Below are 23,418 nucleotides of genomic sequence, written 5' to 3'. Positions count from 1 at the left end.
TTTTCAAGGGGATTCATTAAAAAAAGTAACGTTTTTTTTCTTTTTTCGCTGCCCCCTTATACTTACAACCCAAAAACGGAGCCTAAAGGCTCCGTTTTTTCTCTATACAAAAAAGCGCAGCCATAAGGCTGCGCTTTAATAATTCTATGTTAATCGGCTCTAAATTAAAAAGAAACACACCATGTATAAACAATACCTAGGCATTTCTGAAAGCCATTAGAACGAGCTAAAGAATACTATGCGTAAACAGGTAGACGCTTACAGATCTCAAGTACCTTCGCTTTTGTCGCTTCGATTACTGCTTCATCACCCATGTTGTCTAAGATGTCACACATCCAACCTGCTAGGTTCTTCGCGTCTTCTTCGGTAAAGCCACGACGAGTAATTGAAGGCGTGCCTACACGAACACCTGACGTAACAAACGGGCTACGAGGATCGTTTGGTACTGAGTTCTTGTTTACCGTGATGTTTGCCGCACCAAGTGCCGCATCGGCATCTTTACCCGTGATGTCTTTGTTGATCAAATCAACAAGGAACAAGTGGTTTTCTGTTGAACCGGAAACGATGTCATAACCGCGCTCTAGGAATTCAGCCACCATTGCTTTTGCATTCGCAACAACACGGGTTTGGTACTCTTTGAATTCTGGCTCTAGCGCTTCTTTGAATGCTACCGCTTTACCCGCGATAACATGCATGAGAGGACCACCTTGACCGCCAGGAAATACTGCTGAGTTCAGCTTCTTGTAGAAATCTTCACCTTCATTAGAAAGGATCAGACCGCCACGTGGACCAGCCAGTGTTTTGTGCGTTGTTGTCGTAACAACGTGAGCGTGCGGTACTGGGTTCGGGTAAACGCCAGCCGCAATGAGGCCAGCAACGTGCGCCATATCGACAAAGAAGTAAGCCCCTACTTTGTCTGCAATTTCACGCATTCTCGCCCAATCACAAATTTGGGAATAAGCAGAGAAGCCACCGATGATCATTTTCGGTTTGTGCTCTACCGCTAACGCTTCCATTTCGTCGTAGTTTATCTGACCCGCTTCATCGATACCGTAAGGGATAACGTTGTAGTGTTTACCTGAGAAGTTAACTGGAGAACCGTGAGTCAGGTGACCACCGTGTGCTAGGCTCATACCTAAAACCGTATCGCCTGGGTTAAGAAGTGCCATGTACACAGCACTGTTTGCTTGAGAACCTGAGTGAGGCTGTACGTTTGCGTAATCCGCACCAAACAGCTCACATGCGCGTTCAATGGCCAATGCTTCTACTTTGTCTACGAACTCACAACCACCATAGTAACGCTTGCCTGGGTAACCTTCAGCGTATTTGTTTGTTAGCTGGGAACCTTGCGCTTCCATTACACGTGGGCTGGTGTAGTTTTCTGAAGCGATAAGCTCTATGTGTTCTTCCTGGCGAAGAGTCTCTTCTTGGATTGCTGTAAATAGGTCCGCATCGTAATCAGCGATGTTCATATCACGCTTAAGCATCTGTATCTCCTGACTCAGATTTACTGAAAGTTTCAAAAAAGCCACACAACGACCAAAAGCAAACGTTTTCGTCACCGTATTTGATGGGGTGCATTCTACATAATTTGATCTGCGTCATAAAGTGACTTTTACAACTTTCTCTATGTAGATTTCTCATGTTCCGTTTGAGTATTCATCATCGTGGTGGCCTATATCGTTTACCTAAACTATATCACTGTCAACTTAAAGGTTTACACCATGTAAATCTACAGATACATAAGTTAGAGGAGAAATTACCATTCAAGCTATCGAAAGTAGCAGTTTTTAACTAGTATTCCGCTCAATTTCGCTAAGTTAACATGTCATTTGATGGAAAAACACACAAGAAAAGAAGATTGGATCGCAATACTCACTGGCACATTTTTAGTCGCACAGGGGGTATTCTTCTTACAAAATGCGAGTTTGCTGACAGGTGGAACCACGGGTTTGGCACTTTTGATCAGTCAGTTTGTCCCCTTTAGCTTTGGTGCCATCTATTTTTCATCAAATATCCCATTCTATATCATGGCATGGAAACGCTTTGGCAAACGATTTGCGTTCACCAGCTTAATTTCTGGCGCACTTGTTTCAATATTCGCTGATAACCTGCATTGGCTGATTCAGATAGACAGCATCAACCCGCTTTACTGTGCCATATCAGGTGGACTGTTGATGGGGTTAGGCATGCTGATCTTGTTCCGCCATCACACCAGCCTTGGTGGCTTTAATGTGCTTTGCTTGATTATTCAAGATAAGACGGGGTTTTCCGTTGGCAAAAGCCAAATGATCATAGATTGCGTTATTTTGATTGCTTCATTCTTTTTCGTTTCACTGGAAGTCATTGGCTTATCTATTGTAGGCGCGATTGCTCTGAACTTGGTTTTGGCGATGAATCATAAACCAACGCGATACAGTGTCGGTCGGCGCTCGGTTCAACCTTGAATCAAGTACAACAACGTCAGCAACAAAACACCGGGCAACTCACTTGCCCGGCTATTTTTATGCACTTTCAATAATTTTTATGCACTTTCAATAATAAAGATGCGGCTTTCATAGGGTTCAAGGGCTTGTTTCGAACTCTGCACCAAATTCAGCTGTTCAACGGTTCGATAGTTTCCAAGAACCCCTTTTGCGTGTTTCATGTCGTACCGATTAGGTAAGCTAACTTCAACATGCTCCGCGTAGAAGTTATTGATACAAATCAGAGTCTGAGATCCATTGCTTCTAGCGTACGCGAAAACAGAAGGGTGCTGCGGCAATAAATCTTGATAATCTCCATCGGTTATCACTGGTAATTCTTTGCGTAGATGAATGAGTGACTGATAAAAATAAAAGACTGAGTTTTTATCTTCGAACGCTACCATTGCATTCACATCGCGGTAATTTCTGGCCACATCAATCCAAGGAACCCCTTGTGTAAACCCCGCATTTTCAGAATCATCCCACTGCATTGGCGTTCTTGAGTTATCGCGGGACTTGCTCGCTAAAATACGAAGCATGTCATCGGAGCTTTCCCCCTGCTGATTCACCATGATGTCGTACATATTCGTGCTTTCGACATCTCGGTATTGTTCTATTGAATCAAAATGTGGGTTTGTCATACCAATTTCTTCACCTTGATAAATATACGGCGTACCTTGCATTAGGTGTACAGAAGCGGCGAGCATTTTGGCTGACTCGACTCGATATCGCGTATCGTTCCCCAATCGGCTGACTATACGAGGCTGATCATGATTACACCAAAATAGAGCGCTCCACCCTTTTCCGTTAAGACCTTGCTGCCAATGGTTAAAGATGGATTTCAACTGCAGAAAATCAAACGGCGCCAGCCCCCATTTTTCACCATTAGGGTAATCGACTTTTAGGTGATGGAAATTAAACACCATGGACAATTCTTTACCATCTATCGAAGAGTATTTCTGGCAATGCTCTAACGTCGTTGACGACATCTCCCCTACGGTGACGCTGCCGTATTTTTGAAATACCGACTGGCTAATTTCTTGTAGAAATTCATGTACGCGAGGGCCATCGGTGTAAAATCGACGGCCATCCCCAACATCATCAGATGGAAAGTCTTGATGTTTAGAAATAAGGTTAATGACATCCAAACGGAACCCATCAACGCCTTTTTCTGCCCAATACTCAATCACCGCTTTTACTTCCTCACGGACTTGAGGATTTTCCCAATTCAGATCAGCCTGTTCTTTAGCAAACAGATGAAGATAATATTGATTACTTGATTCATCGAACTCCCACGCCGAACCACCAAATTTGGATTCCCAGTTATTAGGAATATCACCATTGAGCGGATCACGCCAAATGTAGTAATCGCGGTATGGGCTATTCTTATCACTCAAAGCCGATTGGAACCAAGCATGCGCTGTCGACGTATGGTTAACGACGATATCCATGATGATGCGAATCCCTTTGGCGTGTGCCGCCGCAATCAAATCATCAAAGTCCGCCATCGTGCCGAAGTCAGGGTTAATGGTGTAATAGTCCGAAATGTCATAACCGTTATCAACCATAGGGGAGCGATACACCGGAGTTAACCAGATAGCGTCAATGCCCAGTACTTTCAAATACTCTAACTTCGAAATGATTCCCTGAATATCTCCAGTGCCAGAACTTCCGCTGTCACAAAAACTTTTTGGATAGATTTGGTAAATAGACGCTTTGCGCCACCAGTCGTTATGAATAGTCAATATTTCGATCTCAAAGTAAAGCGCAGGCAGCCAACAAAGGGGAAGAGAGTAAGCTGCCTGCTGTATGTTATGCGGCTGCCGTTTCTAAATTGCCTTTATGTTGAGCGCGCTTATAGAAAAGGAGTGTCAATATCACAGGTACAAAAATCGCAACCAACATGGCGCTGCTGAATATGACCCAGTATTGAGGCTGGATGGATAGAATACCTGGCAGACCACCAACACCGATGCCGTTTGCCATGACACCAGCACTACCACATATTGCCGCCGCAATAGCGGAGCCTATCATGGCACTCAACATTGGGAATTTGTATTTGAGGTTAATGCCGTACATCGCTGGCTCTGTTACCCCAAGGTAAGCGGAAATGGCGGCAGGAACGGAGATGTCACGCTCTCCCTCTTTACGGCTGATGATGATGATGCCCACTACGGCTGAAGCTTGTGCGATATTAGACAGTGCGATTAGCGGCCAAATTGGCGTACCACCTAATTCTTGCATTAACTGCAAATCAACGGCATTGGTTGTGTGGTGAACGCCGGTGATCACTAACGGTGCGTAAAGGAATCCAAACACGGTTGCACCAATAATGGCAAAGTCACCCGTCATTGCCGCCTTGGCCGCGAATGCAACACCGTTACCCAGTAAACGCCCAAAAGGACCGATCAGGGAATGCGCAAGGATCACAGACAACAAAATAGACACAAATGGAACCACAACAAGGTACAAGTATCCCGGCACAATTCGCTTAAGATTTGTTTCTATAAATGCCAGCGCTACACCTGCCAACATCGCAGGAATAACCTGAGCCTGATAGCCCACTTTCTCAATCACAAACAACCCAAAATCCCATACTTCAGGAACGCCTTTGCCGATTAAGTAAGCATTCATCAATTGCGGTGAAACTAACGTCACACCTAATGTAATGCCCAGTATGGGCGTGCCACCCAGCTTTTTCACCGTCGCCCAACATACGCCAACAGGTAAGAAGAAGAAAATCGCCTCACCAATCAACCATAGAAAAGAATGTACGGTCGCCCAAAACTGACTGATTTGGGTCAAGGTTTGGCCATCAAACATCTTGATGTCGCCAATAACATTACGAAAACCCAGAATCAAACCACCCGTAATGATCGCCGGTAAAAGAGGAACAAAAATTTCGGCTAGGTGGGAAATACTGCGTTCTAAAATATTCATGTTCTGACGAGCGGCCCGCTTTGAGTCGTCTTTGTTCGCACTGCCTTTCCCTGAAAGCGCCAGCAAAAGCTTGTATACATCGTCAACGTCACTACCAATCACGACTTGAAATTGGCCTGCATTAGTAAAACAGCCGCGAACGATGGAAATGCTCTCTAGCCCTTTCACATCCGCCGCATCCGTGTCATTTAATACAAAACGCAATCGAGTTAAACAATGGCTTACACTCGCAATGTTGTCGCTTCCCCCTACAAGATCGAGGATTTTGGCGACATCTTTCTTCGCTACTTTACTCATAACGGTTCACCCTATTTGTATTCACGTTCCATTCCATTTATGGGATCGCCCTTATTTATGGGATCGTTCCCATTTATCACTCCTTATACTGACACCGGTGAGGAAAAATCAGAATGGGAACAATCCCATTAATTGAGAATGATCACATTAAAAATGCCGTGATAAATGAAAAGTAGATCACGGCATATTCATTTAGTGACATTCCATTCGTTAGAAAATCAGATACTAACTGGGAAGTGAAGGGGTCAAAGTGACGTGAGTAACGTCCGATTGATTCTGAAGTTGACCGATCAGCAAGCTAGCGGCTGTTTTCCCAGCTTCAGCATAACCAGGATCGATACTCTGTGTATTAGGGAACAGGAATGAAAGCAAGGCATTCCCACCGACACCAAATACGGTAACAGTCGTTTTACCGAGTTCTTGAAGCCTTTTGTTGACGCCTAATGCTATTGAATCACTGGCACACACAATGGCATCCGTTTTTGCATCCAACACCTCATCAACCAAGTAATATCCACTTTCATGGCTCAACGCACCCGTTCTATATTGGGGAAGTAAAGAGCGGTTTTCACACCAACGAATATAGGCTTGTGTGCGCAATCGCCCCGTTGTCGCATCGGAATCATCAACGCCAATAAACGCAATGTGCGACTTGTCTTGTCGACTAAGTTGATCCAAAGCCATCTCAATGACCGATTGGTTGTTGTAGTTCACTGACGATATTTCAGAAGAATCGGAAGCAATGACAACCGCTCTATGACCCCAAGACTCTAATTCGTGCATATCGCAGTCTGAGAACCCAAACACAATCACACCATCAACATTTCGGCGCTTAAGAACAGAAAGGTGCTCATTGGTTTTGTCGCCATCGAATTGACTTTCCATGATCACGACATCATACCCTTCTGCATATAGGGTTTTTAAAAGCGGGCTGACAACCAAGTTTTCTGATGGAGAATCCAAACGAGAAATAATCACTCCGATGACTTTCTGGCTACCTCCTCTCATTGATTGAGCGGACTTAGACGGTACATAACCAGACTCAGAGATGATCTGTTCTACCTTTTTTCGGGTATCCGGTTTTACTTTTGGATCGTTCGTCAAAACACGGGAAACCGTCGATTTACCCACTCCAGCCAATCGAGCAATATCCAAAATAGTGAGCTTCTTACTCATAGGATTTCAAATTTACTTGTCGTAGTGATAAAGGAATATTGTCGAAGTTTGGCATCGAATTGCAATATTCCCTCAAAGAAAGAGTGAGATAAATACTCAAAACAAAGTATTTTTAGGCGATAACGATGTCTTATTGGGCGTGATTTGATGGCACATTCGCATCGGAACATTGGGTAAAAACAAACTGGCTTGGGTGCCTTTTACCCAGAAAACATAGCGCATACGTCGATTCTCAAACCTCTCGCCAGATGCACTCGACACTCGCTCCATGAGATAGCGCTCATTGTTTATCTCTAATTGCAGTTCATATTCGTTGATAGGGTATGTCCATATTTCTAAGTCATCACCACAACTGTATGCGTTAGTACCTGAATATGCGCTCGTACCTGGTCTGCTTGAACTGCAGCCAGCCATCACCAACAGTGCGCCAACCGTTATAAACGTTTTCAACATGGAACAGGCTAGCTCTTTAGGTAAGCTGGGACATCTTTGATGCTGTCTAACACCACTGACGCTAAAGATTCCCCTTGCTCGGTAATCGGTTTCCCAGTACGAACCAAGATTCGAGTTCCAACCCCTGCCGCTTGCGCCGCCATCATATCTTCCGCTTTGTCGCCGACCATAACGGACTTGTCCATGTCTATTTTTAAGAAGTCTCGGGCAGAAATGAACATACCGGGCTTGGGTTTTCGGCATTCACACGCCTGCTTGTATTCCCCAATACCATGTTCAGAATGATGCGGGCAATAATAGAAGCCATCAAAATCAACGCCATTGTCAACAAAGTTCCAATCCATCCACTGAGTGAGAGAAAGGAAGCGATCTTCGCTAAACATACCTCGCGCTATACCCGATTGATTCGTCACAAGTACCAACAAGTACCCCATCTCCTGAAGTTGCTTTGTGGCTTCAAATACACCGTCGATGTATTCAAAACTATGTTCATCATGCACGTAACCGTGGTCTACGTTGATCACACCATCACGGTCAAGAAAAACAGCCGGTTTAGCCAAAATCGAATCCTCATTCACCCTTAATTCAATGCAAATTATTACATGCTTTATAGCGCTTCGCACTATGCAATTACTTTTTAACCTCGATGGAGGAATAAGCAGTAAAAATGACCGACAGCGTATATCTCCCCTCGCTTGAAGTAAAAGTTGCCCATTGATGGCAAATCTATATAGACGTCTAGACGTAAAAATATCTATTGACTTAAAAAACAGAAAGCCATAGCATCGACTGAAAATTTGGAGCAAGTTCAAAATATTATTCTGCTCACTCTGCTCGCTTTTCAGTTCATTCCGCACGGTTGTTTATATGATTGAAATTAATCAAGTAAATAAGGTTTTCTATCAAGGCAGCAAGGAGATCAATGCCTTAATAGACATCAACCTATCTATTCCCCAAGGCGCGATTTTTGGCGTTATTGGATCATCCGGTGCAGGGAAAAGCACACTGATTCGTTGCGTTAACATGCTTGAAGCACCAACATCTGGTGAAGTGATCGTGGATGGCGTTGATCTAACCAAGCTGTCTAAGTCTGAACTGGGAAAAGCACGCCGAAACATCGGCATGATATTTCAGCACTTTAACCTACTTTCTTCCCGTACAGTATTTGAAAATGTCGCCCTACCACTCGAACTCGCCAACGCGAACAAATCAAAAATCGACAGTAAGATCACCGAACTTTTGGCACTGGTCGGGCTCAGCGACAAACGGGATACCTACCCAGCCAACTTAAGCGGCGGGCAAAAACAACGGGTTGCCATTGCGCGTGCATTAGCCTCTGATCCCAAAGTATTGTTGTGTGATGAAGCCACCAGCGCACTGGATCCAGCAACCACTCAATCCATTCTTGAGCTGCTGAAAAAAATCAACCGACAGCTGAACATCACCATTCTGCTGATTACCCATGAAATGGATGTCGTCAAAAGCATCTGCCATGAAGTGGCCATCATTGGCGATGGCAAACTGGTAGAGAAAGGCACTGTGGGCGAAATCTTCGCTCACCCAAAAACCGAACTGGCGCACAATTTTATTCGCTCCACGTTGGATCTTTCGATACCGGAAGATTACCAAGTTCGTTTGCAGTCAGAGCGTGTTGAAGGAAGCTACCCGTTGGTTCGCCTAGAGTTTACTGGCGCGAGCACTGACGCGCCTCTGATGACCCAAATTGCCCGTCACTACGGAATAGACGTCAGCATTTTAAGCTCCGATTTGGATTACGCTGGCGGCGTAAAATTCGGAATGATGGTCGCTGAACTCTTTGGCGATGAAGAAAGCGAAAAAGCCGCCCTCGATTTTATCCGCGAACACAACATAAAAGTAGAGGTACTTGGTTATGTCCTTTAATTCAGTAACAGAGTGGCTAAGCCTAAATGGCGATCTTTTGCTGGGCGCTACATGGGAAACCCTCTATATGGTTGCGGTTGCGGGCGTCGTTGGCTTTGCCGTGGGTATCCCATTGGGTGTGATTCTGCACACCACAAAGAAAGGGGGATTGCTGGAAAACACCGCTTTAAATAATGTGCTGGGCGCGATTGTGAACATCGGTCGTTCAGTGCCCTTTTTGGTGTTAATGGTGGCCATTATCCCAGTCACTAAACTGCTTGTAGGCACGTTTATCGGCACCACAGCGGCGATTGTTCCTTTAACTATTGGCGCTATCCCATTTGTTGCTCGCCTGATTGAAGGCGCGTTACTCGAAGTACCCAGTGGGCTGGTTGAAGCCGCTCAATCTATGGGCGCAACGCCAACCCAAATTATTACGAAAGTACTGCTTCCTGAAGCGCTCCCCACCATTGTGAATTCCGTAACCATCACCATGGTGACACTCGTGAGCTATTCCGCAATGGCGGGCACAGTTGGCGGCGGGGGACTAGGGGATGTCGCGATCCGTTACGGCTTCCACCGCTACGATGTTGTCATTATGGCTGTGACCGTCGTGATGCTTATCGTACTGGTACAAATCATTCAATCAATCGGCGATGCGCTTGTACGCCGTGTTGACCACAGATAAATCCATTTTTAACGTTAACTGTTAATCACAAACGAATTTTTGGAATTAAGGAGAATACAATGAAATATAACCTTAAAAGCCTTTTGGCCGTTGCGGCAGCCGCGTCTGCGTTAGTACTGACCGGTTGTGGTGAGAAAGAAGTCGACACCAGCAAAATCAAAGTGGGTGTCATGGCGGGCGCAGAAGCTCAAGTGGCTGAAATCGCGGCGAAAGTAGCGAAAGAGAAATACAACCTAGATGTCCAGCTGGTTACGTTTACCGATTATGTAACGCCAAACGCGGCGCTAGACGATAAATCTATCGACATTAATGCGTTCCAACACAAACCGTATCTTGATCAGCAAGTAACGGATCGGGGTTACAAACTGGCGATTGCGGGTAACACGTTTGTTTACCCTATCGCGGGTTATTCTAAGCAAGTCACGTCGGTTGATCAGATTCAAGAAGGCGCGCGTATCGCGGTACCGAATGATCCAACAAACTTGGGGCGTTCTCTGCTTCTTCTTGAGCAACAAGGTCTTCTAACGTTACGTGATGGTGTAGGCCTACTGGCAACGGTTCGCGATATCGTTGCAAACCCAAAAAACATCACCATCGTTGAATTGGATGCCGCTCAACTTCCACGTTCTTTGGACGACGTCGCGCTATCTATCATCAACACGACCTACGCAAGCAGCATCAACCTAACGCCAGAGAAAGACGGTATCTTCGTTGAAGACAAAGAGTCGCCATACGTAAACCTGATTGTTGCACGTGAAGAAAACCTAGCAGCAGAAAACGTACAAAACTTTGTGAAAGCGTACCAAACAGACGAAGTTTACAACGCTGCCATGGGTATCTTTAAAGGTGGTGTCGTGAAGGGTTGGTAACTCCCTGCTTTCACGTTTCACTATCGATTACCGCTTCTATTAAAAAGGCTAACTTCGGTTAGCCTTTTTATTTCCTGACTTTCTGAGCATCCAACCCTTGCTTTCAAACGCCACTAAATCATCAAGGGCAAAACCACTTCCGCGGTATCCACAACCGATTCTGCGTATTCTGGGTACTGTTCCAACAAGGTATTCACCAGAACATCAACCAACAATAATGCCCCAACTTTCGAAGCAAACGCACCTCCGGTTAGTGGCCCTTCCGGTCTGGCTGCAATAAGCGATTCTGTCGATATGGACGACAACGCACTGTGAGTAATGTTGGTCAGAGAAATCACAGGCGTATTGCGCTGGTGCGCTTGCCTAACTGCATGGACGACTTCTTTCGTGGAGCCTGAACTCGACACCGCAAACCAGAGATCGCCTTGCGTACTTCTTACGGCGTTCATGGCCGCTAAATGCGTATCCTCGTACATGGTGACTTTCTTGCCAATGCGTAACAATCGGAACGCCAAGTAACGCCCCACAATGCTCGACGCCCCTACGCCAACGCAACTAATGTAATGCGATTCATGAACCAAATTACACACTCTTTTCAGCACTTTTCGGTCAATAATTTGGGCGGTATCTTGCAAGCTTGCGACCGCACTTTGGGCTGAGATGTGGCAAATATCGCCTTCCATCTCAACCTGTTTTTCGCGCGGGTTTTGGCTAAGATCCACCGCCAACGCCATCCGAAAATCAGAATAGCCTCTGTACCCCATATCACGGCATAAACGAACCACGGTCGCTTCGCTGGTTTGAGAGTTACGCGCTAACTCAGTAATCGTTTGAAACTGAACATCGTGAGCATTCTCCAAAACATAATCGGCGACTAACCGCAGTTTTTTACTCAATGGTTCCGTATTTGCTCGGAGGCGAACAAGTAAATTTTTGGGTAGGCTCACAACACTCTCTTATCTTGTATGATGGCGGGGTCAAAGGTATCAGACTCACCTTGTCAAATACAGCAGCGGTGAGAACTGTCGATCAAGGATATACCAAACACGCATCAATATGAACGCGCCAAACATTCTATAACTCGTGTTTTATGCTCTTGGGATAACGGTAAAAAGGGTTCTCGACAATGGCCGTAATCGATCCCTAGCTCAGCCATGGCAAACTTAATGCTTTGATATAAGCCGACCTCTAACAGCACTTCAGTAACACGGTTAACTTGATGCTGAAGCTCCATAGCTTTCGCCGTTTCTCCTTGCTTCATTGCGTCAAAAATCGCGACGTATTGTGCGGGCATCAAATTATAAGTGGTGCCAATGCCGCCACTCGCCCCCATTTGTAAGCCATTCACCAGCATCGAATCTTCGCCATGGAAAATAAGGCTATTCGGCTGAAGCTGCCTTAGTCTTTCGATGAAAAACATATCGTGCGTCGTGTGCTTTATGCCAATCACGTTATCCATTGCCGATAAATTCAAGAGCGTCTGATGGGTAAATGTTACCCCCGTGGTTCCCGGTATGTTGTACAGCAGCAAAGGAATTTCAGTGTAGTCGAGAATAGACTGGTAGTAATAGGTCACTTCTTGGGCGGTGAAGCCGTAATAAAAAGGCGGCGTTGCGGAGATCACTTGATAGCCTTCACTTTGCGCGGTATCGATGAGTAAACGCACATCGGTTAATGCGATCGCCCCAACATGAGCAACCATCGGCACTCGATGCTTGACAATATGCGCCACCGTTTTCAGCACTCTCTGACGCTCTAAAATACTCATCATAAAACATTCCGAAGAACTGCCACCGATGTAAAAACCGTGCACCCCCAGAGAAATATGATGCTCTACCATTGCCTCAAGCTTGTCGTATTCCAGCTCACCCGCTGGGCTAAAGGGTGTCATGAGTGGAATGAAGATACCTTCCATGCGTTTGTCTTTCTCCATGCGTTTGTCTTTCACCATGTTCTTGTCCTTACTCATACCACATCCAAAAAGCCCGCTTCACGAAACTTCAACAAAACGTCGTGCTTCTGCTTTTCCGTTAACGCTCTAATAGGTGTTCGGGGGTTGCCAACATCAATGCCATGAAGTTGCATGGCCACTTTTCCCGCTGCGACGCCGCCGTATTCCACCAAAACACGAATAATCGCAATCACAGAATCCATTAAGCGTGCCACTTCTTGGTGATCGCCTTTATGGAAAGACTCGATGATCTTCAGATATAACGGTGCCGCATAATTGTAGGTACTGCCGACCGCCCCAACCGCCCCAACCGCTAACCCTGCGGGTAAAAACTCATCCACACCAAAGGGCACATCGAATTTCCCATCCGCGACACGAAGACAGCGCTGATAATCGTAAAGATCGGAATGATTGAATTTTGCTCCTGAAAGATTGGGAATTCGCTTGTTACCTTCAATGAGAAACTGCTCTAGGTCGACATTCACGCCGGACATCCCAGAATGGTAGTAATAAAACCCTTTTGATGGCGCGGCACTCGCCACTTGGGCGCAGTAGTCGACCAACTCATCCACGTTAGCTGGCTTAAAAAAGCAAGGACCAATCGCCGAGGTGGCCAAAATGTCCAACGTATCGGCATGACGCGTCAGTTCCAACGTATCCACAATGCTGAGCGCCCCAGTATGAACAATAATGTCCAATTTTCCGCGGCAAGCCTCGACCCAACGCTGAGCAATGAGTTTGCGCTCTTCAACCGAACAATGCACCCCTTCCCCTGTCGTACCACAGATATAAGCACCCGATACACCTTGTGCTATCAACCGTTCTGCAATGTGATCGATAACGTCGAGGTTCACCTTATTGTGACCATCGAAAGGGGTATGGGGGGCTGCGATCAACCCCGTTAATTTTGTCATCATGAATGCGTCCTAATTATTGTCCGTAGTTAAGAAAGAGCTCTGGAAGAAACAGAGTGAATGGCGGAAAGACCGCCACGAGAATCAGTACGATAAACAGCGGTACCAGCAAAGGAAGCACACCTCGGGTTAAGGTGTGGAATGGGATATCGCCCACACGAGACACCACATAAAGTGCCATCCCCATGGGTGGCGTTAAAATCCCTATCATCAAATTCAGGATTGCCATAACGCCAAAATGAACGGGATCAATTCCCACCGCCCCCGCCACTGGCACTAAAAATGGAACCAGTAAAAGTAGAAGAGCTAGCGACTCAATAAACGTACCAAGAAAAAGCAGCAGCAGGTTAATCAGAAGCAACAACACCAATGGGTTCTCGCTGATGGTAAGGAAATATTCCGCCAGCATTTGTGGAAGTTGCTCTCGCGCCACGATCCAACCAAACACCGTGACCCCCATCACCATCAACGCAACCACCGCTGTGGTGTTTATGGTGTCTTTAAGCACATCGATGAACCCACTGATGGTGAGTTGCTTGTAGACGACGGTGCCTAAAAATAGAGCATACAAAGAAGACACGACAGCCGCCTCCGTTGGCGTAAACTTGCCAGAAAAAATCCCGCCAATGATGATCACTGGTGTCAGCAAAGACAAAAAGGCTTCTTTGAAAGAGGTGAGCTGAGCGCGGCGCGAGGCTTTGGGCAACGTCATATAACCGCGCTTTTTGCAGATAAAGTAACTCATCACCATCAGCGCAATGCAGCAAAGAATACCGGGAATCGCCCCCGCCAAAAACAACGCGCCAATTGAAGTATTGGAGACCACACCGTAAATCACTAATGGGATGGAAGGAGGAACTAAAGGACCGATAATGCAGGAAGCCGCCGTTAAACCACCAGCAAAGTCATCATCATATTTCGCGTCTCGCATCGACTTTATTTCGAGCTGCCCAAGCCCTCCGGCATCGGCAAGCGCGGAGCCCGACATACCAGAGAACAACAAACTCGCCATAATGTTCACATGCCCAAGGCTGCCCGTGACATGCCCAACCATGGATTTTGCAAAATTAAAAATGCGTTCGGTTATGCCCGCGCTGTTCATTAAGTGCCCTGTCAACACAAAAAACGGCACCGCTAACAACGTAAAATTATTAATGCCGCCCAGCATTTGCTGCGCCGCGAAATTAATGCCTGGGCTACTGGTCACCACCAGAAATACCAAAGCAACAAAAATAAGCGAAAAGCCAACGGGCATCCCTGCAAACAACAGAGCTAACCAGCCAAAAATAGAACTTGCCATGCTATCTCCTTATTTACTTTCAGCACATGTTGTGTCGCTAGTGTGACGAAAATCAGCAACCAGCTTGACCATCTTTTGCAGTTGGCGAACCACCATAAACACCCCGCCTAAAGGTAAGCTGTAATTCATCCACTTGCTTGAGATCCCCAGCGTGATCAATTCAAAAAACGCCGTTCGCTGAACGTGCTGATAGCCAAGGTAGATAATGGCAAAAATGGAAACGAGTACCGCCAATTCAAGAGAAAGCACTAACATTAGGCGAGCTTTCGCTGGCAGTTTGTCTGAAAAAAACGTGATGTTGACGTGTGTACTGCTTTTAATGGCGATGGCACACCCAATCAGTGCCATGTACATAAACAGCACTCTCGCCAACTCTTCGCTCCACAGAGAAGGATCATCCAATAACCAACGCGTGCCGATTTGCCAAGTGAGTACGACCAGCAAAATGAGCATCAGCGGCACAGTAATGATTTCTTCAATATTTCTTGTGATCTTTTGTCGCATTTGGGGCTCCATGGCTGGCAGATACTGTCTTGCCAGCCAGACTGTCTAAAAACACTCACATCGCAGCAAGTTGCTTCACAATAGGTTGACCCACTTTTTCTTCAAACTCCGCGTACAAAGGTTGCATCGCTTCGCGGAAAGGCGAAAGATCGGGGTAGGTCACGTTCACACCTTGCGATTCAAAGAAAGAAACCAATTCGGACTCTTGCTTTTTCACCGACGCGGTATGCGCCTTTCCAGCTTTGGCAACCGCATCCGAGACCATTTTTTGCTGTTCACTGGAAAGCTTCTGCCAAGTGTTTTCAGAAATGATGACCATTTGGTCGTTCACGATATGATTAGTAAGGGCGAGATTGTCCTGCACCTCATAAAACTTCATTGTTTTAATGGTCGGCAATGGGTTCTCTTGCCCATCGACCGCATTGGTTTGCAAGGCAAGGTACACTTCAGAAAACGCCATGGGTGTTGGTGACGCCCCAGACAACTTAGCGTAATTGAGGTTAGGTTTGGCATTGGGCACGCGCAGCTTCAACCCTTTGAAATCACTGATCGATTTTAGTGGTCGGTTAGACGTCGTTTGTCGAGTACCGTTGTACCACGTATCCAATGCACGCCAATTAAACTTAGACAGCATTTCCTGTCGAATTCCCTGACCAAATTCCGAATCAAACATACGGCGAAGATGCTCATAGTCTTTAGCAACATAAGGCAGTGTTACGGCTTCCGCCCTTGGAATCCACAGCCCCATGCGTCCAAATTCTGCGTAGGTGATGTCCAAATCGCCCAGTGACAACTGCTGCAACATCGCGCGGTCATCTCCTAGCTGTGCACTTGGGTATAAGGTGATGTTCAATTCACCCTTGCTCAATTCTTCGACTGTATCAGCCAGAAGTTTGGCCGACGTGTACTCAACAGAGCCTACAGACGCCTGCATCCCCATTTTTAATGTCGTTGCGGCTTGGGTTGATAGAGCACATCCAAGTGCCATCATTGCCAAAGTCAATTTATTGATGGATTTCATTGCTATTCCCTTTTGTTAAGTTGCCGTTGCATTCACATAATCACGACTTTTCACATAATCACGACTTTTGAAAAAAAACTTTTTTCTTGTTGATAAAAATATTCTTCAGGAATTATTATGTCAACGAAGATTATTTTCAAAGCGTCATTGATTAAAATGTGAGAACGAGCAAAATTTCACCAAATATGACCCATATTGAGCAAACCAAGCGCATAGATACCCCGTTGCATCAAATTCCGTAGCCACTTTTAAATGAGGTAATTGTGAAAAACATTGAAAAGGCAAATCGCATTCGAGCATTACTGCAAGGGCAAACCGTTGTATCCATTCAGCCAGTAGTAGGCAGCCCAATGGACAACACCCATATCATTGTTGCGATGGCGTTGTCTGTGCAGCAAGCCGGAGCCAAAGCACTTCGGATAGAGGGAGCAGAAAACGTTGCCGCCGTATCCGAAGCCGTGGATATTCCTATAATTGGAATAGTGAAAAGAGACCTAACGGATAGCCAAGTGCGTATTACCCCTTTTTTATCAGACGTGGAATCGCTCGCAAAAGCCGGCGCGAGCATCATTGCATTCGATGCAACAAACCGATCTCGTCCTGAAAGCCGAGAGCAAATCGTCGAGACCATAAAACGTTTAGGCTGCATTGCGATGGCGGATTGTTCATGCTTTGAAGACGGTATGTGGGCCCACAATCACCATGTTGATATTGTAGGAACCACCTTATCGGGGTACATCGAGGGCGACGTGCCTAGTGAGCCCGACTTGCAACTCGTTAAGCAGTTTTCAGAGGCGGGATTCTTTACGATGGCAGAAGGTCGATATCACACCCCAGAACTGGCAGCGAAAGCGATTGAATATGGTGCTGTTGCCGTCACCGTGGGCTCGGCACTGACTCGTTTAGAGGTGGTAACAAATTGGTTTAATTCCGCGACTCAAGCGGTAGGAACACCACAATGAAAGTACTCGCCATTGATATCGGGGGGACAAAGGTAGCGCTCGGGTTAGTCGATCTTTCGACACAATCTCTTGTGGAACGAACACACATTCCAACCCCGAAAGCACAATCAGCGGAACAATTTGCCCAACATATCCTTAACCATTGCCAGGCCTGGCTCCCGCAGGTAGAGAAAATAGGTATTGCCACGACGGGTTGGGTAAGCCATGCAGGAATAACATCCATCAACCCAGATACCCTCTCTTTCCCCACTCCATTTCCATTGCATCTTGCATTTGAAACCCTATGCAATAAGCCTGTTTCTATGATCAATGATGCTCAAGCGGCAGCATGGTACGAGTACCTTCAATTAACAGGGCCGATTCGCAATATTGCCTACGTGACCGTTTCAACCGGGGTTGGTGGAGGGTTGATCCTCGGTGGGAAACTCCATAAAGGCAGCCACCATTTTGCAGGGCACATTGGCCATACGGTTGTTGATATTCATGGTCCGCGCTGTGGTTGTGGTCAAAGCGGTTGCGTGGAAGCGGTGGCTTCTGGCAATGCCATGCAACGTCAGGTGAAAGAAAAACTCCGTTCAGGCATAACGAACGTACAGCTCTTTGAGCTTGCGCCTCACAACCCGCAAGCTCAAGCGATCATCAATCACAGCGCAAACGCCATAGCTACCCTCTGCCGCAATTTAAAAGCCAGCTTAGATTTAGATGCCATCGTCATTGGGGGGGGAATAGGGCTTGCCAATGGCTACCTAGAGGCGGTTCGACGTTACATTCAGCAATCGCCTCCTCCCTTTCACGTTTCCCTATATAGTGCCAAGGGGGACTATGATGCTTGTTTACTGGGCGCGGCATTTCAATTTATGGAGTAAGGGGGCTTAATTGTCCCCGATGCCATGGCAACCGCAGGCCGCCAAAAGGATTTCGCGCTGCCATCACGCTTTTGGATGATGACCGTGTTAGTCACAGTGTCGGGGTTAATGGAAAACTGCTCCCTAATCAGCCTTGTATCCCTATCAACCTTGTACCCTAATCAGCCTTGTACTCTCATTAGACTTGCATCCCCATCAACTTTTCCCTCAGCCGCTGAATCCTACAGCACGCTCTATGACGCTAATATTGTACTTTTCACGCCTTTTATATTCGAAATCACGCCATAGCCCCACTTAGTGATTACCTTCTTTATAAAAAAACGATACTATTCTTCTGCGTTGAAACACAAAAACGCAACAACATTATTCTCAGGGCGGGGCGAAATTCCCCACCGGCGGTATACCAGTATTTTTTGGTGAGCCCGCGAGCGCTTGCAGTTGCCTAATTGCAAGGTCAGCAGATCTGGTGAAAACCCAGAGCCGACGGTCATAGTCCGGATGGGAGAGGATGATAAAAACACAGTGAAACCACTCTGTAATAGAGCTGGTGAATACTCTGTGGATTTTACTTTGGCTTGCATTTCGATCATAGGTAGCTTTTTGCTCCCTCTGATCCACAAGCTCCCTTCATATATGCCCTGATTCTGGTAATTTTTATACGGAGTACTACCATGAATCAGAACCAAACTTCACTGCTAGCGCAATTTGGCACACCGATTGAGCGTGTCGACAATGCCCTTGAAGCCCTGCAACAAGGTCGAGGCATTTTATTGCTTGATGACGAAGATCGTGAAAACGAAGGCGATCTTATCTACTCAGTTGATCATTTAACGAATGAACAAATGGCGTTCATGATTCGTGAATGCAGCGGAATCGTTTGTTTGTGCCTGTCCGATGAGCATGCCAATCAATTAGAACTGCCTCCGATGGTGGAAGCCAACGACAGCAAAAACCAAACAGCCTTCACCGTTTCTATCGAAGCCAAAGAAGGCGTCACAACGGGCGTGTCTGCCGCCGACCGTGTTACCACAATAAAAACCGCCTCTCGTTTGAATGCAAAACCCAGTGACCTCGCAAGACCTGGGCATGTGTTTCCATTACGCGCTCGTCAAGGTGGCGTGATGACTCGTCGAGGTCATACCGAAGGTACGATCGATCTGATGACAATGGCGGGGCTTTCCCCTTTCGGGATTTTATGTGAAGTCACAAACCCAGACGGTTCCATGGCGAAAACACCTGAGATAGTGGCATTTGGTCGATTGCACAATATGCCCGTTCTGACCATTGAAGACATGGTCAGCTATCGCATTATGATGGAAGAGAAATCCGCATAATACCTCTCGCATCGAAAAAGGAGCTCAGGCTCCTTTTTTTGTCTTCTTTCCGCGTCGGAACAAGTATCCTTTGATACGCCACCTGCCATCACTTGATGGCGATTCACACTGCGCGAGCTTTTCAAGCTTATCGATCCGCAGACACCACTAGCCACGCCATCCCCCGGCAAACCAGCCATGTCATGCCAATCAACACCGTTTTTAACGCTTTTCTTTGATGAATTTCAGTCATGTTTTTCTTAGGGAGCATTCTGTCATAAGGGAATGCTCTGCCATAAGGGAGTGCTCTGCCATAAGGGAGTGCTCTGCCATAAGGGAGTGCTCTGCCATAAGGGAATGCTCTGCCATGACGCCATCTGAAAGCATCACCATCTCTTCACGAATTGAACAAGATCACAAATTCAATGATTAGTACAATAAATGAGAAAACATTAACACTTTGATTTTAATAAATAAAAACTCAAATCCATTCTTTTCCGCCTTAAGCATGTTTCATTTTTGTTAGTTTCCATCTTGTCAATTACTGGTCTAGTGGTATTGTTTCCGTACCAGTAGACCAAGAATCACACAGAATCTAACCGTAAGGAAACGTTATGCCTAGCTCTTTGCCCACTGTTGCTGTCTCTTTAGGTGACCCCTCTGGCATTGGCGCTGAACTGATTGCCAAATTATTCAACCAAAGCGGCATTGCATCGCAAGCCAATATCGTACTCATTGGCGATCAATGGCTATGGGATCTTGGACAAGAGATCGCTCAAACCGATATCAAGCTGAAAACGATTGAGTGTCTATCTGACGCACGTCAGTACAGTGGATCGGGTGAGATTCTGTTTGTCCCTGTGCATTCCGTCAGTCAACAAGAAGTGACAGTAGGGGCTGCAAGTGCAGCAGGTGGCCGTTCCGTATTGCACATATTAGACCAATGCCTAGAAGCGGTCGTCGCTCACCACATTGATGCCATCTGTTTTGCGCCCCTCAATAAACAAGCGATGATTCTCTCTGGCATGCCTTTTGAGGATGAACTCCATTACTTCGCCGACAAGCTGGGAGTCGATTCCTTTTTCTGTGAATTCAATACATTGGGCGATCTGTGGACATCAAGAATCTCATCTCATGTTCCACTCAAAGACGTGGTCAGCATTCTGAGCGAAGAACGAATCATCGAGGCCAGCAAACTCATCTATAAAGCATTAAAAACCGCCGATATAGCCTCCCCTAGAGTCGCGGTTGCCGCACTGAATCCACATGGTGGCGATGGTGGGGTTTGCGGCACAGAAGAAATCGACATCATTGAACCGGCGGTAAACAAACTCAATAGCTTAGGTTACCCCGTTTTAGGTCCTTACCCTGCCGATACCATTTTTCTCAAAGCCCGAGATGGCGAACTTGATGCGGTTGTCACCATGTATCACGACCAAGGGCAAATCGCCATTAAGCTTCTGGGGTTTGAAAAGGGCGTAACGGTTCAAGGAGGGTTGCCTGTTCCGATCACCACCCCGGCTCATGGCACCGCCTATGACATTGCAGGATCGAACCAAGCCAATGTCGGCGCCACGATTCAAGCCTTTAACATTGCTTGCCGTATGGGCATCAACTATCGCAAACAAGCTCAGTAACAGGAGACATTTCAATGAAAATAACCAAAGTTCAAGCCCGTGTATTTGAGTGGAATGGACACACCGTAGAGCCTCAAAACAACTTCTGTTCCAATGCAATGGATGTACTGTGGGATCGCGGCGATTCGATGGGGACATTCCGTTTTCACGGCTGGACTGTTGTTGAAGTGTATACCGATGATGGGTTAGTCGGTATTGGGAACGTTGCATTAGCCCCAAGAATCGCCAAACAAATCATTGACCAATATTTGGCGCCACTCGTTGTAGGACAAGACCCCTTTGATTATGAATACCTCTGGCAGAGAATGTATCGCTCGACCCTTGCGTGGGGGCGAAAGGGCATCGGCATGGCGGCGATTTCAGCCATCGATATTGCACTTTGGGATTTGATGGGGAAAGCCACAAACAAACCCGTCTTTAAATTGCTTGGCGGACGCACAAAAGAAACCATCCCATGCTATGCCTCTAAACTTTATCGCACGGATCTGGATGAAATGCAGCGCGAAGCTCAGTCCTATCTAGACCAAGGGTTTTCAGCCATGAAAATGCGATTTGGTTATGGGCCAAAGGATGGACCACAAGGTGTGAGAAAAAACCTCGACAGTGTGGCGGCAATTAGGGAGGTCATCGGCGAAGACATCGACTTAATGCTGGAGTGCTACATGGGTTGGAACTTGGAATACACCAAGCGTATTTTACCTAAATTGGAACCGTACCAGCCACGTTGGTTAGAAGAACCCGTGATCGCCGACGATATCGATGGCTATGCCGAACTCAATCAACTCACCAGCATTCCTATCTCTGGTGGCGAACACGAATTTACCAGTTACGGCTTTCGTCAATTGCTCGAAAAACGCGCTGTATCGGTCATTCAATACGATACCAATCGTGTAGGTGGGATCACTGCGGCGCATAAAATCAACGCAATAGCGGAATCTTTTGGTGTCCCCGTGATTCCACATGCCGGGCAAATGCACAACTACCACCTCACCATGTCTACTCTCGCCTCTCCAATGTCGGAGTACTTCCCCGTCCATGATGTCGAGATAGGCAACGAGTTGTTTTACTACATCTTTGAAGGCGATCCCTCTCCTGTGAATGGCAACCTCGATCTTGATGAAAACACACCAGGGTTGGGGCTGAGTATCAGCGAAAAATACCTTCACCAATTTAACGTGATTGAGTGAGGTCGCCATGAGAATCATACAGTTCGTACAAAATAACCAACTCAAAGTGGCACAGGTGGAATCCTACGATCAGGTGCGTGTATTAGACACCGCTGGCGGTACATACCAACTGGCGATGGACGCGATTCATGCAGGAAAATCTTTAGCCGAGGTTATCGCTGAAAAACACACCAGCGAAAGGTTGGATTACCAAGCAATCATTGATAACCAATGGCTGCTTCCTCCGATTACCCATGATGATCCTTCACGCTGGCTGGTCACAGGGACTGGGTTAACCCATCTCGGCAGTGCGGATGCCAGAGCGGAAATGCACGCCAAACTCGCCGATGAGGAAGCGCTCTCCGATTCAATGAAGATGTTTCTATTGGGCGTAGAAGGTGGAAAACCAAATGCGGGGGAAGTAGGCGCACAGCCAGAATGGTTTTATAAAGGCGACGGTCAATGCGTGGTTGCCCCAGAGCAGCCTATCTCGATGCCGAGCTTTGCTGAAGATGGGGGGGAAGAACCAGAACTCACCGCGTTGTATGTCATAGGCAACGATGGCACCCCCTATCGAGTAGGGTTTGCCATTGGTAACGAATTTTCTGACCATGTAACTGAGCATTTCAATTACTTATGGCTCGCACATTCCAAACTGCGTTCGTGCAGTTATGGTCCGGAACTTCTGATAGGCGAATTACCGGAACACCTCGAAGGCACCAGCGCCATTCAACGTGAGGAGAAGGTGCTGTGGAGTAAATCGTTCTTAACCGGCGAAGCCAATATGGCACATACCATCGGCAACTTAGAGCAACACCATTTCAAATATGCTCAATTTCGGCGACCAGGCGACTTGCACGTGCACTACATGGGCACAGCCACACTCAGTTTTGCAGACAAGGTGAAAACCCAAGTGGGCGATCGATTCGACATCACCATTCCCGCCTTTGGTCGACCCTTGCGAAATACACTGATTCAAGCGTCTCCTGAGTCGGTACAAGTGAAAGCGCTATAG

The 23,418-nt window shown here is 46.6% G+C and carries 23 protein-coding genes and 1 riboswitch; of the genes, 10 read left to right on the top strand and 13 right to left on the bottom strand.

Features of this window, described 5'->3' with window-relative positions:
• Positions 1-236: 236 nt before the first annotated feature.
• On the bottom strand, positions 237-1,487 hold the full coding sequence (gene glyA / locus HC752_RS02580; RefSeq protein WP_190333529.1) for a serine hydroxymethyltransferase: 1,251 nt from the start codon (positions 1,485-1,487) through the stop codon (positions 237-239).
• Between the two features lie 348 nt (positions 1,488-1,835).
• Here glyA and HC752_RS02575 point away from each other — a divergent pair, with 348 nt between their 5' ends.
• Positions 1,836-2,447, top strand: coding sequence for a YitT family protein (locus HC752_RS02575; protein ID WP_190333528.1), 612 nt, complete (start codon positions 1,836-1,838; stop codon positions 2,445-2,447).
• Between the two features lie 77 nt (positions 2,448-2,524).
• Here HC752_RS02575 and treC read toward each other — a convergent pair whose 3' ends face one another.
• The 5 genes from treC to gmhB all read right to left on the bottom strand — a co-directional run bounded on the left by treC (position 2,525) and on the right by gmhB (position 7,891).
• Positions 2,525-4,210, bottom strand: a complete 1,686-nt coding sequence (treC, locus tag HC752_RS02570) for an alpha,alpha-phosphotrehalase (protein ID WP_190333527.1) — start codon at positions 4,208-4,210, stop codon at positions 2,525-2,527.
• A gap of 67 nt (positions 4,211-4,277) precedes the next feature.
• The gene (treB, locus tag HC752_RS02565; RefSeq protein ID WP_190333526.1) at positions 4,278-5,702 is read right to left on the bottom strand and encodes a PTS trehalose transporter subunit IIBC; all 1,425 of its coding nucleotides are present in this window, start codon (positions 5,700-5,702) and stop codon (positions 4,278-4,280) included.
• Between the two features lie 225 nt (positions 5,703-5,927).
• Complete coding sequence (gene treR, locus HC752_RS02560; RefSeq protein WP_190333525.1) at positions 5,928-6,878, bottom strand: trehalose operon repressor TreR; 951 nt, start codon at positions 6,876-6,878, stop codon at positions 5,928-5,930.
• Between the two features lie 96 nt (positions 6,879-6,974).
• Positions 6,975-7,331, bottom strand: coding sequence for an MliC family protein (locus tag HC752_RS02555; protein WP_190333524.1), 357 nt, complete (start codon positions 7,329-7,331; stop codon positions 6,975-6,977).
• A gap of 8 nt (positions 7,332-7,339) precedes the next feature.
• The gene (gene gmhB / locus HC752_RS02550) at positions 7,340-7,891 is read right to left on the bottom strand and encodes a D-glycero-beta-D-manno-heptose 1,7-bisphosphate 7-phosphatase (RefSeq protein ID WP_190333523.1); all 552 of its coding nucleotides are present in this window, start codon (positions 7,889-7,891) and stop codon (positions 7,340-7,342) included.
• A gap of 307 nt (positions 7,892-8,198) precedes the next feature.
• Here gmhB and metN point away from each other — a divergent pair, with 307 nt between their 5' ends.
• The 3 genes from metN to HC752_RS02535 are packed head-to-tail and all read left to right on the top strand — an operon-like array spanning position 8,199 to position 10,769.
• Positions 8,199-9,233 carry a methionine ABC transporter ATP-binding protein MetN gene (gene metN, locus HC752_RS02545; RefSeq protein ID WP_190333522.1) on the top strand — a complete coding sequence of 345 codons (1,035 nt, stop codon included), beginning with the start codon at positions 8,199-8,201 and terminating at the stop codon, positions 9,231-9,233.
• Entirely contained in the window at positions 9,223-9,900 is a 678-nt protein-coding gene (locus HC752_RS02540) for a methionine ABC transporter permease (protein ID WP_190333521.1), read from the top strand. Before metN ends, HC752_RS02540 begins: the two co-directional genes overlap by 11 nt.
• Positions 9,901-9,959: 59 nt before the next feature.
• Positions 9,960-10,769: a MetQ/NlpA family lipoprotein gene (locus HC752_RS02535; RefSeq protein ID WP_190333520.1), complete on the top strand. Its 810-nt coding sequence runs from the start codon at positions 9,960-9,962 to the stop codon at positions 10,767-10,769.
• A 113-nt stretch (positions 10,770-10,882) separates the two neighbouring features.
• On the opposite strand, the gene HC752_RS02530 is transcribed toward HC752_RS02535, so the two are convergent.
• From HC752_RS02530 to HC752_RS02505, 6 genes are all read right to left on the bottom strand, one after another.
• The gene (locus HC752_RS02530) at positions 10,883-11,716 is read right to left on the bottom strand and encodes an SIS domain-containing protein (RefSeq protein ID WP_190333519.1); all 834 of its coding nucleotides are present in this window, start codon (positions 11,714-11,716) and stop codon (positions 10,883-10,885) included.
• A gap of 104 nt (positions 11,717-11,820) precedes the next feature.
• Positions 11,821-12,738, bottom strand: coding sequence for an N-acetylneuraminate lyase (locus tag HC752_RS02525; RefSeq protein WP_238930400.1), 918 nt, complete (start codon positions 12,736-12,738; stop codon positions 11,821-11,823).
• On the bottom strand, positions 12,735-13,634 hold the full coding sequence (locus HC752_RS02520; RefSeq protein WP_190333848.1) for a dihydrodipicolinate synthase family protein: 900 nt from the start codon (positions 13,632-13,634) through the stop codon (positions 12,735-12,737). The genes HC752_RS02525 and HC752_RS02520 overlap by 4 nt, the downstream gene beginning before the upstream one ends.
• A gap of 16 nt (positions 13,635-13,650) precedes the next feature.
• On the bottom strand, positions 13,651-14,934 hold the full coding sequence (locus tag HC752_RS02515) for a TRAP transporter large permease (RefSeq protein ID WP_190333518.1): 1,284 nt from the start codon (positions 14,932-14,934) through the stop codon (positions 13,651-13,653).
• Positions 14,935-14,943: 9 nt separating this feature from the next.
• The gene (locus HC752_RS02510) at positions 14,944-15,438 is read right to left on the bottom strand and encodes a TRAP transporter small permease (RefSeq protein ID WP_274602102.1); all 495 of its coding nucleotides are present in this window, start codon (positions 15,436-15,438) and stop codon (positions 14,944-14,946) included.
• Positions 15,439-15,493: 55 nt separating this feature from the next.
• Positions 15,494-16,459, bottom strand: coding sequence for a sialic acid TRAP transporter substrate-binding protein SiaP (locus HC752_RS02505; RefSeq protein ID WP_190333516.1), 966 nt, complete (start codon positions 16,457-16,459; stop codon positions 15,494-15,496).
• A gap of 263 nt (positions 16,460-16,722) precedes the next feature.
• On the opposite strand from HC752_RS02505, the gene HC752_RS02500 reads away from it, so the two are divergent.
• The 3 genes from HC752_RS02500 (at position 16,723) to ribB (ending at position 19,621) form a co-directional block, all read left to right on the top strand.
• Complete coding sequence (locus HC752_RS02500; protein ID WP_342029448.1) at positions 16,723-17,421, top strand: N-acetylmannosamine-6-phosphate 2-epimerase; 699 nt, start codon at positions 16,723-16,725, stop codon at positions 17,419-17,421.
• The gene (locus tag HC752_RS02495) at positions 17,418-18,287 is read left to right on the top strand and encodes an N-acetylmannosamine kinase (protein ID WP_190333515.1); all 870 of its coding nucleotides are present in this window, start codon (positions 17,418-17,420) and stop codon (positions 18,285-18,287) included. The genes HC752_RS02500 and HC752_RS02495 overlap by 4 nt, the downstream gene beginning before the upstream one ends.
• 361 nt (positions 18,288-18,648) lie before the next feature.
• Positions 18,649-18,801: riboswitch (FMN riboswitch) on the top strand.
• A gap of 157 nt (positions 18,802-18,958) precedes the next feature.
• Complete coding sequence (ribB, locus tag HC752_RS02490; protein ID WP_190333514.1) at positions 18,959-19,621, top strand: 3,4-dihydroxy-2-butanone-4-phosphate synthase; 663 nt, start codon at positions 18,959-18,961, stop codon at positions 19,619-19,621.
• Between the two features lie 228 nt (positions 19,622-19,849).
• On the opposite strand, the gene HC752_RS02485 is transcribed toward ribB, so the two are convergent.
• Entirely contained in the window at positions 19,850-19,987 is a 138-nt protein-coding gene (locus tag HC752_RS02485; protein WP_190333513.1) for a hypothetical protein, read from the bottom strand.
• A gap of 227 nt (positions 19,988-20,214) precedes the next feature.
• Between HC752_RS02485 and HC752_RS02480 the strand changes: the two genes are divergently transcribed.
• From HC752_RS02480 to araD1, 3 genes are read left to right on the top strand one after another with little or no spacing between them, the layout of a single operon-like run.
• Entirely contained in the window at positions 20,215-21,237 is a 1,023-nt protein-coding gene (locus HC752_RS02480; RefSeq protein ID WP_190333512.1) for a 4-hydroxythreonine-4-phosphate dehydrogenase PdxA, read from the top strand.
• Positions 21,238-21,251: 14 nt separating this feature from the next.
• Positions 21,252-22,424 (top strand): L-rhamnonate dehydratase, encoded by a 1,173-nt coding sequence (locus HC752_RS02475; RefSeq protein ID WP_190333511.1) that lies wholly within the window; start codon positions 21,252-21,254, stop codon positions 22,422-22,424.
• Positions 22,425-22,431: 7 nt separating this feature from the next.
• Positions 22,432-23,418 carry an AraD1 family protein gene (araD1, locus tag HC752_RS02470; RefSeq protein ID WP_190333510.1) on the top strand — a complete coding sequence of 329 codons (987 nt, stop codon included), beginning with the start codon at positions 22,432-22,434 and terminating at the stop codon, positions 23,416-23,418.

This window comes from Vibrio sp. S9_S30 (genome assembly GCF_014694455.1).
Classification (GTDB): Bacteria; Pseudomonadota; Gammaproteobacteria; order Enterobacterales; family Vibrionaceae; genus Vibrio.
Note: the sequence above shows the minus strand (reverse complement) of the source record. Positions and strands in the feature narration are given on the sequence as shown.

Coding starts and splice junctions, on each gene's coding strand:
- glyA (WP_190333529.1), bottom strand. CDS start 1,487: ATGCTTAAGCGTGATATGAACATCGCTGATTACGATGCGGACCTATTT.
- HC752_RS02575 (WP_190333528.1), top strand. CDS start 1,836: ATGGAAAAACACACAAGAAAAGAAGATTGGATCGCAATACTCACTGGC.
- treB (WP_190333526.1), bottom strand. CDS start 5,702: ATGAGTAAAGTAGCGAAGAAAGATGTCGCCAAAATCCTCGATCTTGTA.
- treR (WP_190333525.1), bottom strand. CDS start 6,878: ATGAGTAAGAAGCTCACTATTTTGGATATTGCTCGATTGGCTGGAGTG.
- HC752_RS02555 (WP_190333524.1), bottom strand. CDS start 7,331: ATGTTGAAAACGTTTATAACGGTTGGCGCACTGTTGGTGATGGCTGGC.
- metN (WP_190333522.1), top strand. CDS start 8,199: ATGATTGAAATTAATCAAGTAAATAAGGTTTTCTATCAAGGCAGCAAG.
- HC752_RS02540 (WP_190333521.1), top strand. CDS start 9,223: ATGTCCTTTAATTCAGTAACAGAGTGGCTAAGCCTAAATGGCGATCTT.
- HC752_RS02535 (WP_190333520.1), top strand. CDS start 9,960: ATGAAATATAACCTTAAAAGCCTTTTGGCCGTTGCGGCAGCCGCGTCT.
- HC752_RS02525 (WP_238930400.1), bottom strand. CDS start 12,738: ATGAGTAAGGACAAGAACATGGTGAAAGACAAACGCATGGAGAAAGAC.
- HC752_RS02520 (WP_190333848.1), bottom strand. CDS start 13,634: ATGACAAAATTAACGGGGTTGATCGCAGCCCCCCATACCCCTTTCGAT.
- HC752_RS02515 (WP_190333518.1), bottom strand. CDS start 14,934: ATGGCAAGTTCTATTTTTGGCTGGTTAGCTCTGTTGTTTGCAGGGATG.
- HC752_RS02510 (WP_274602102.1), bottom strand. CDS start 15,438: ATGCGACAAAAGATCACAAGAAATATTGAAGAAATCATTACTGTGCCG.
- HC752_RS02505 (WP_190333516.1), bottom strand. CDS start 16,459: ATGAAATCCATCAATAAATTGACTTTGGCAATGATGGCACTTGGATGT.
- HC752_RS02495 (WP_190333515.1), top strand. CDS start 17,418: ATGAAAGTACTCGCCATTGATATCGGGGGGACAAAGGTAGCGCTCGGG.
- ribB (WP_190333514.1), top strand. CDS start 18,959: ATGAATCAGAACCAAACTTCACTGCTAGCGCAATTTGGCACACCGATT.
- HC752_RS02485 (WP_190333513.1), bottom strand. CDS start 19,987: ATGCTTTCAGATGGCGTCATGGCAGAGCATTCCCTTATGGCAGAGCAC.
- HC752_RS02480 (WP_190333512.1), top strand. CDS start 20,215: ATGCCTAGCTCTTTGCCCACTGTTGCTGTCTCTTTAGGTGACCCCTCT.
- HC752_RS02475 (WP_190333511.1), top strand. CDS start 21,252: ATGAAAATAACCAAAGTTCAAGCCCGTGTATTTGAGTGGAATGGACAC.
- araD1 (WP_190333510.1), top strand. CDS start 22,432: ATGAGAATCATACAGTTCGTACAAAATAACCAACTCAAAGTGGCACAG.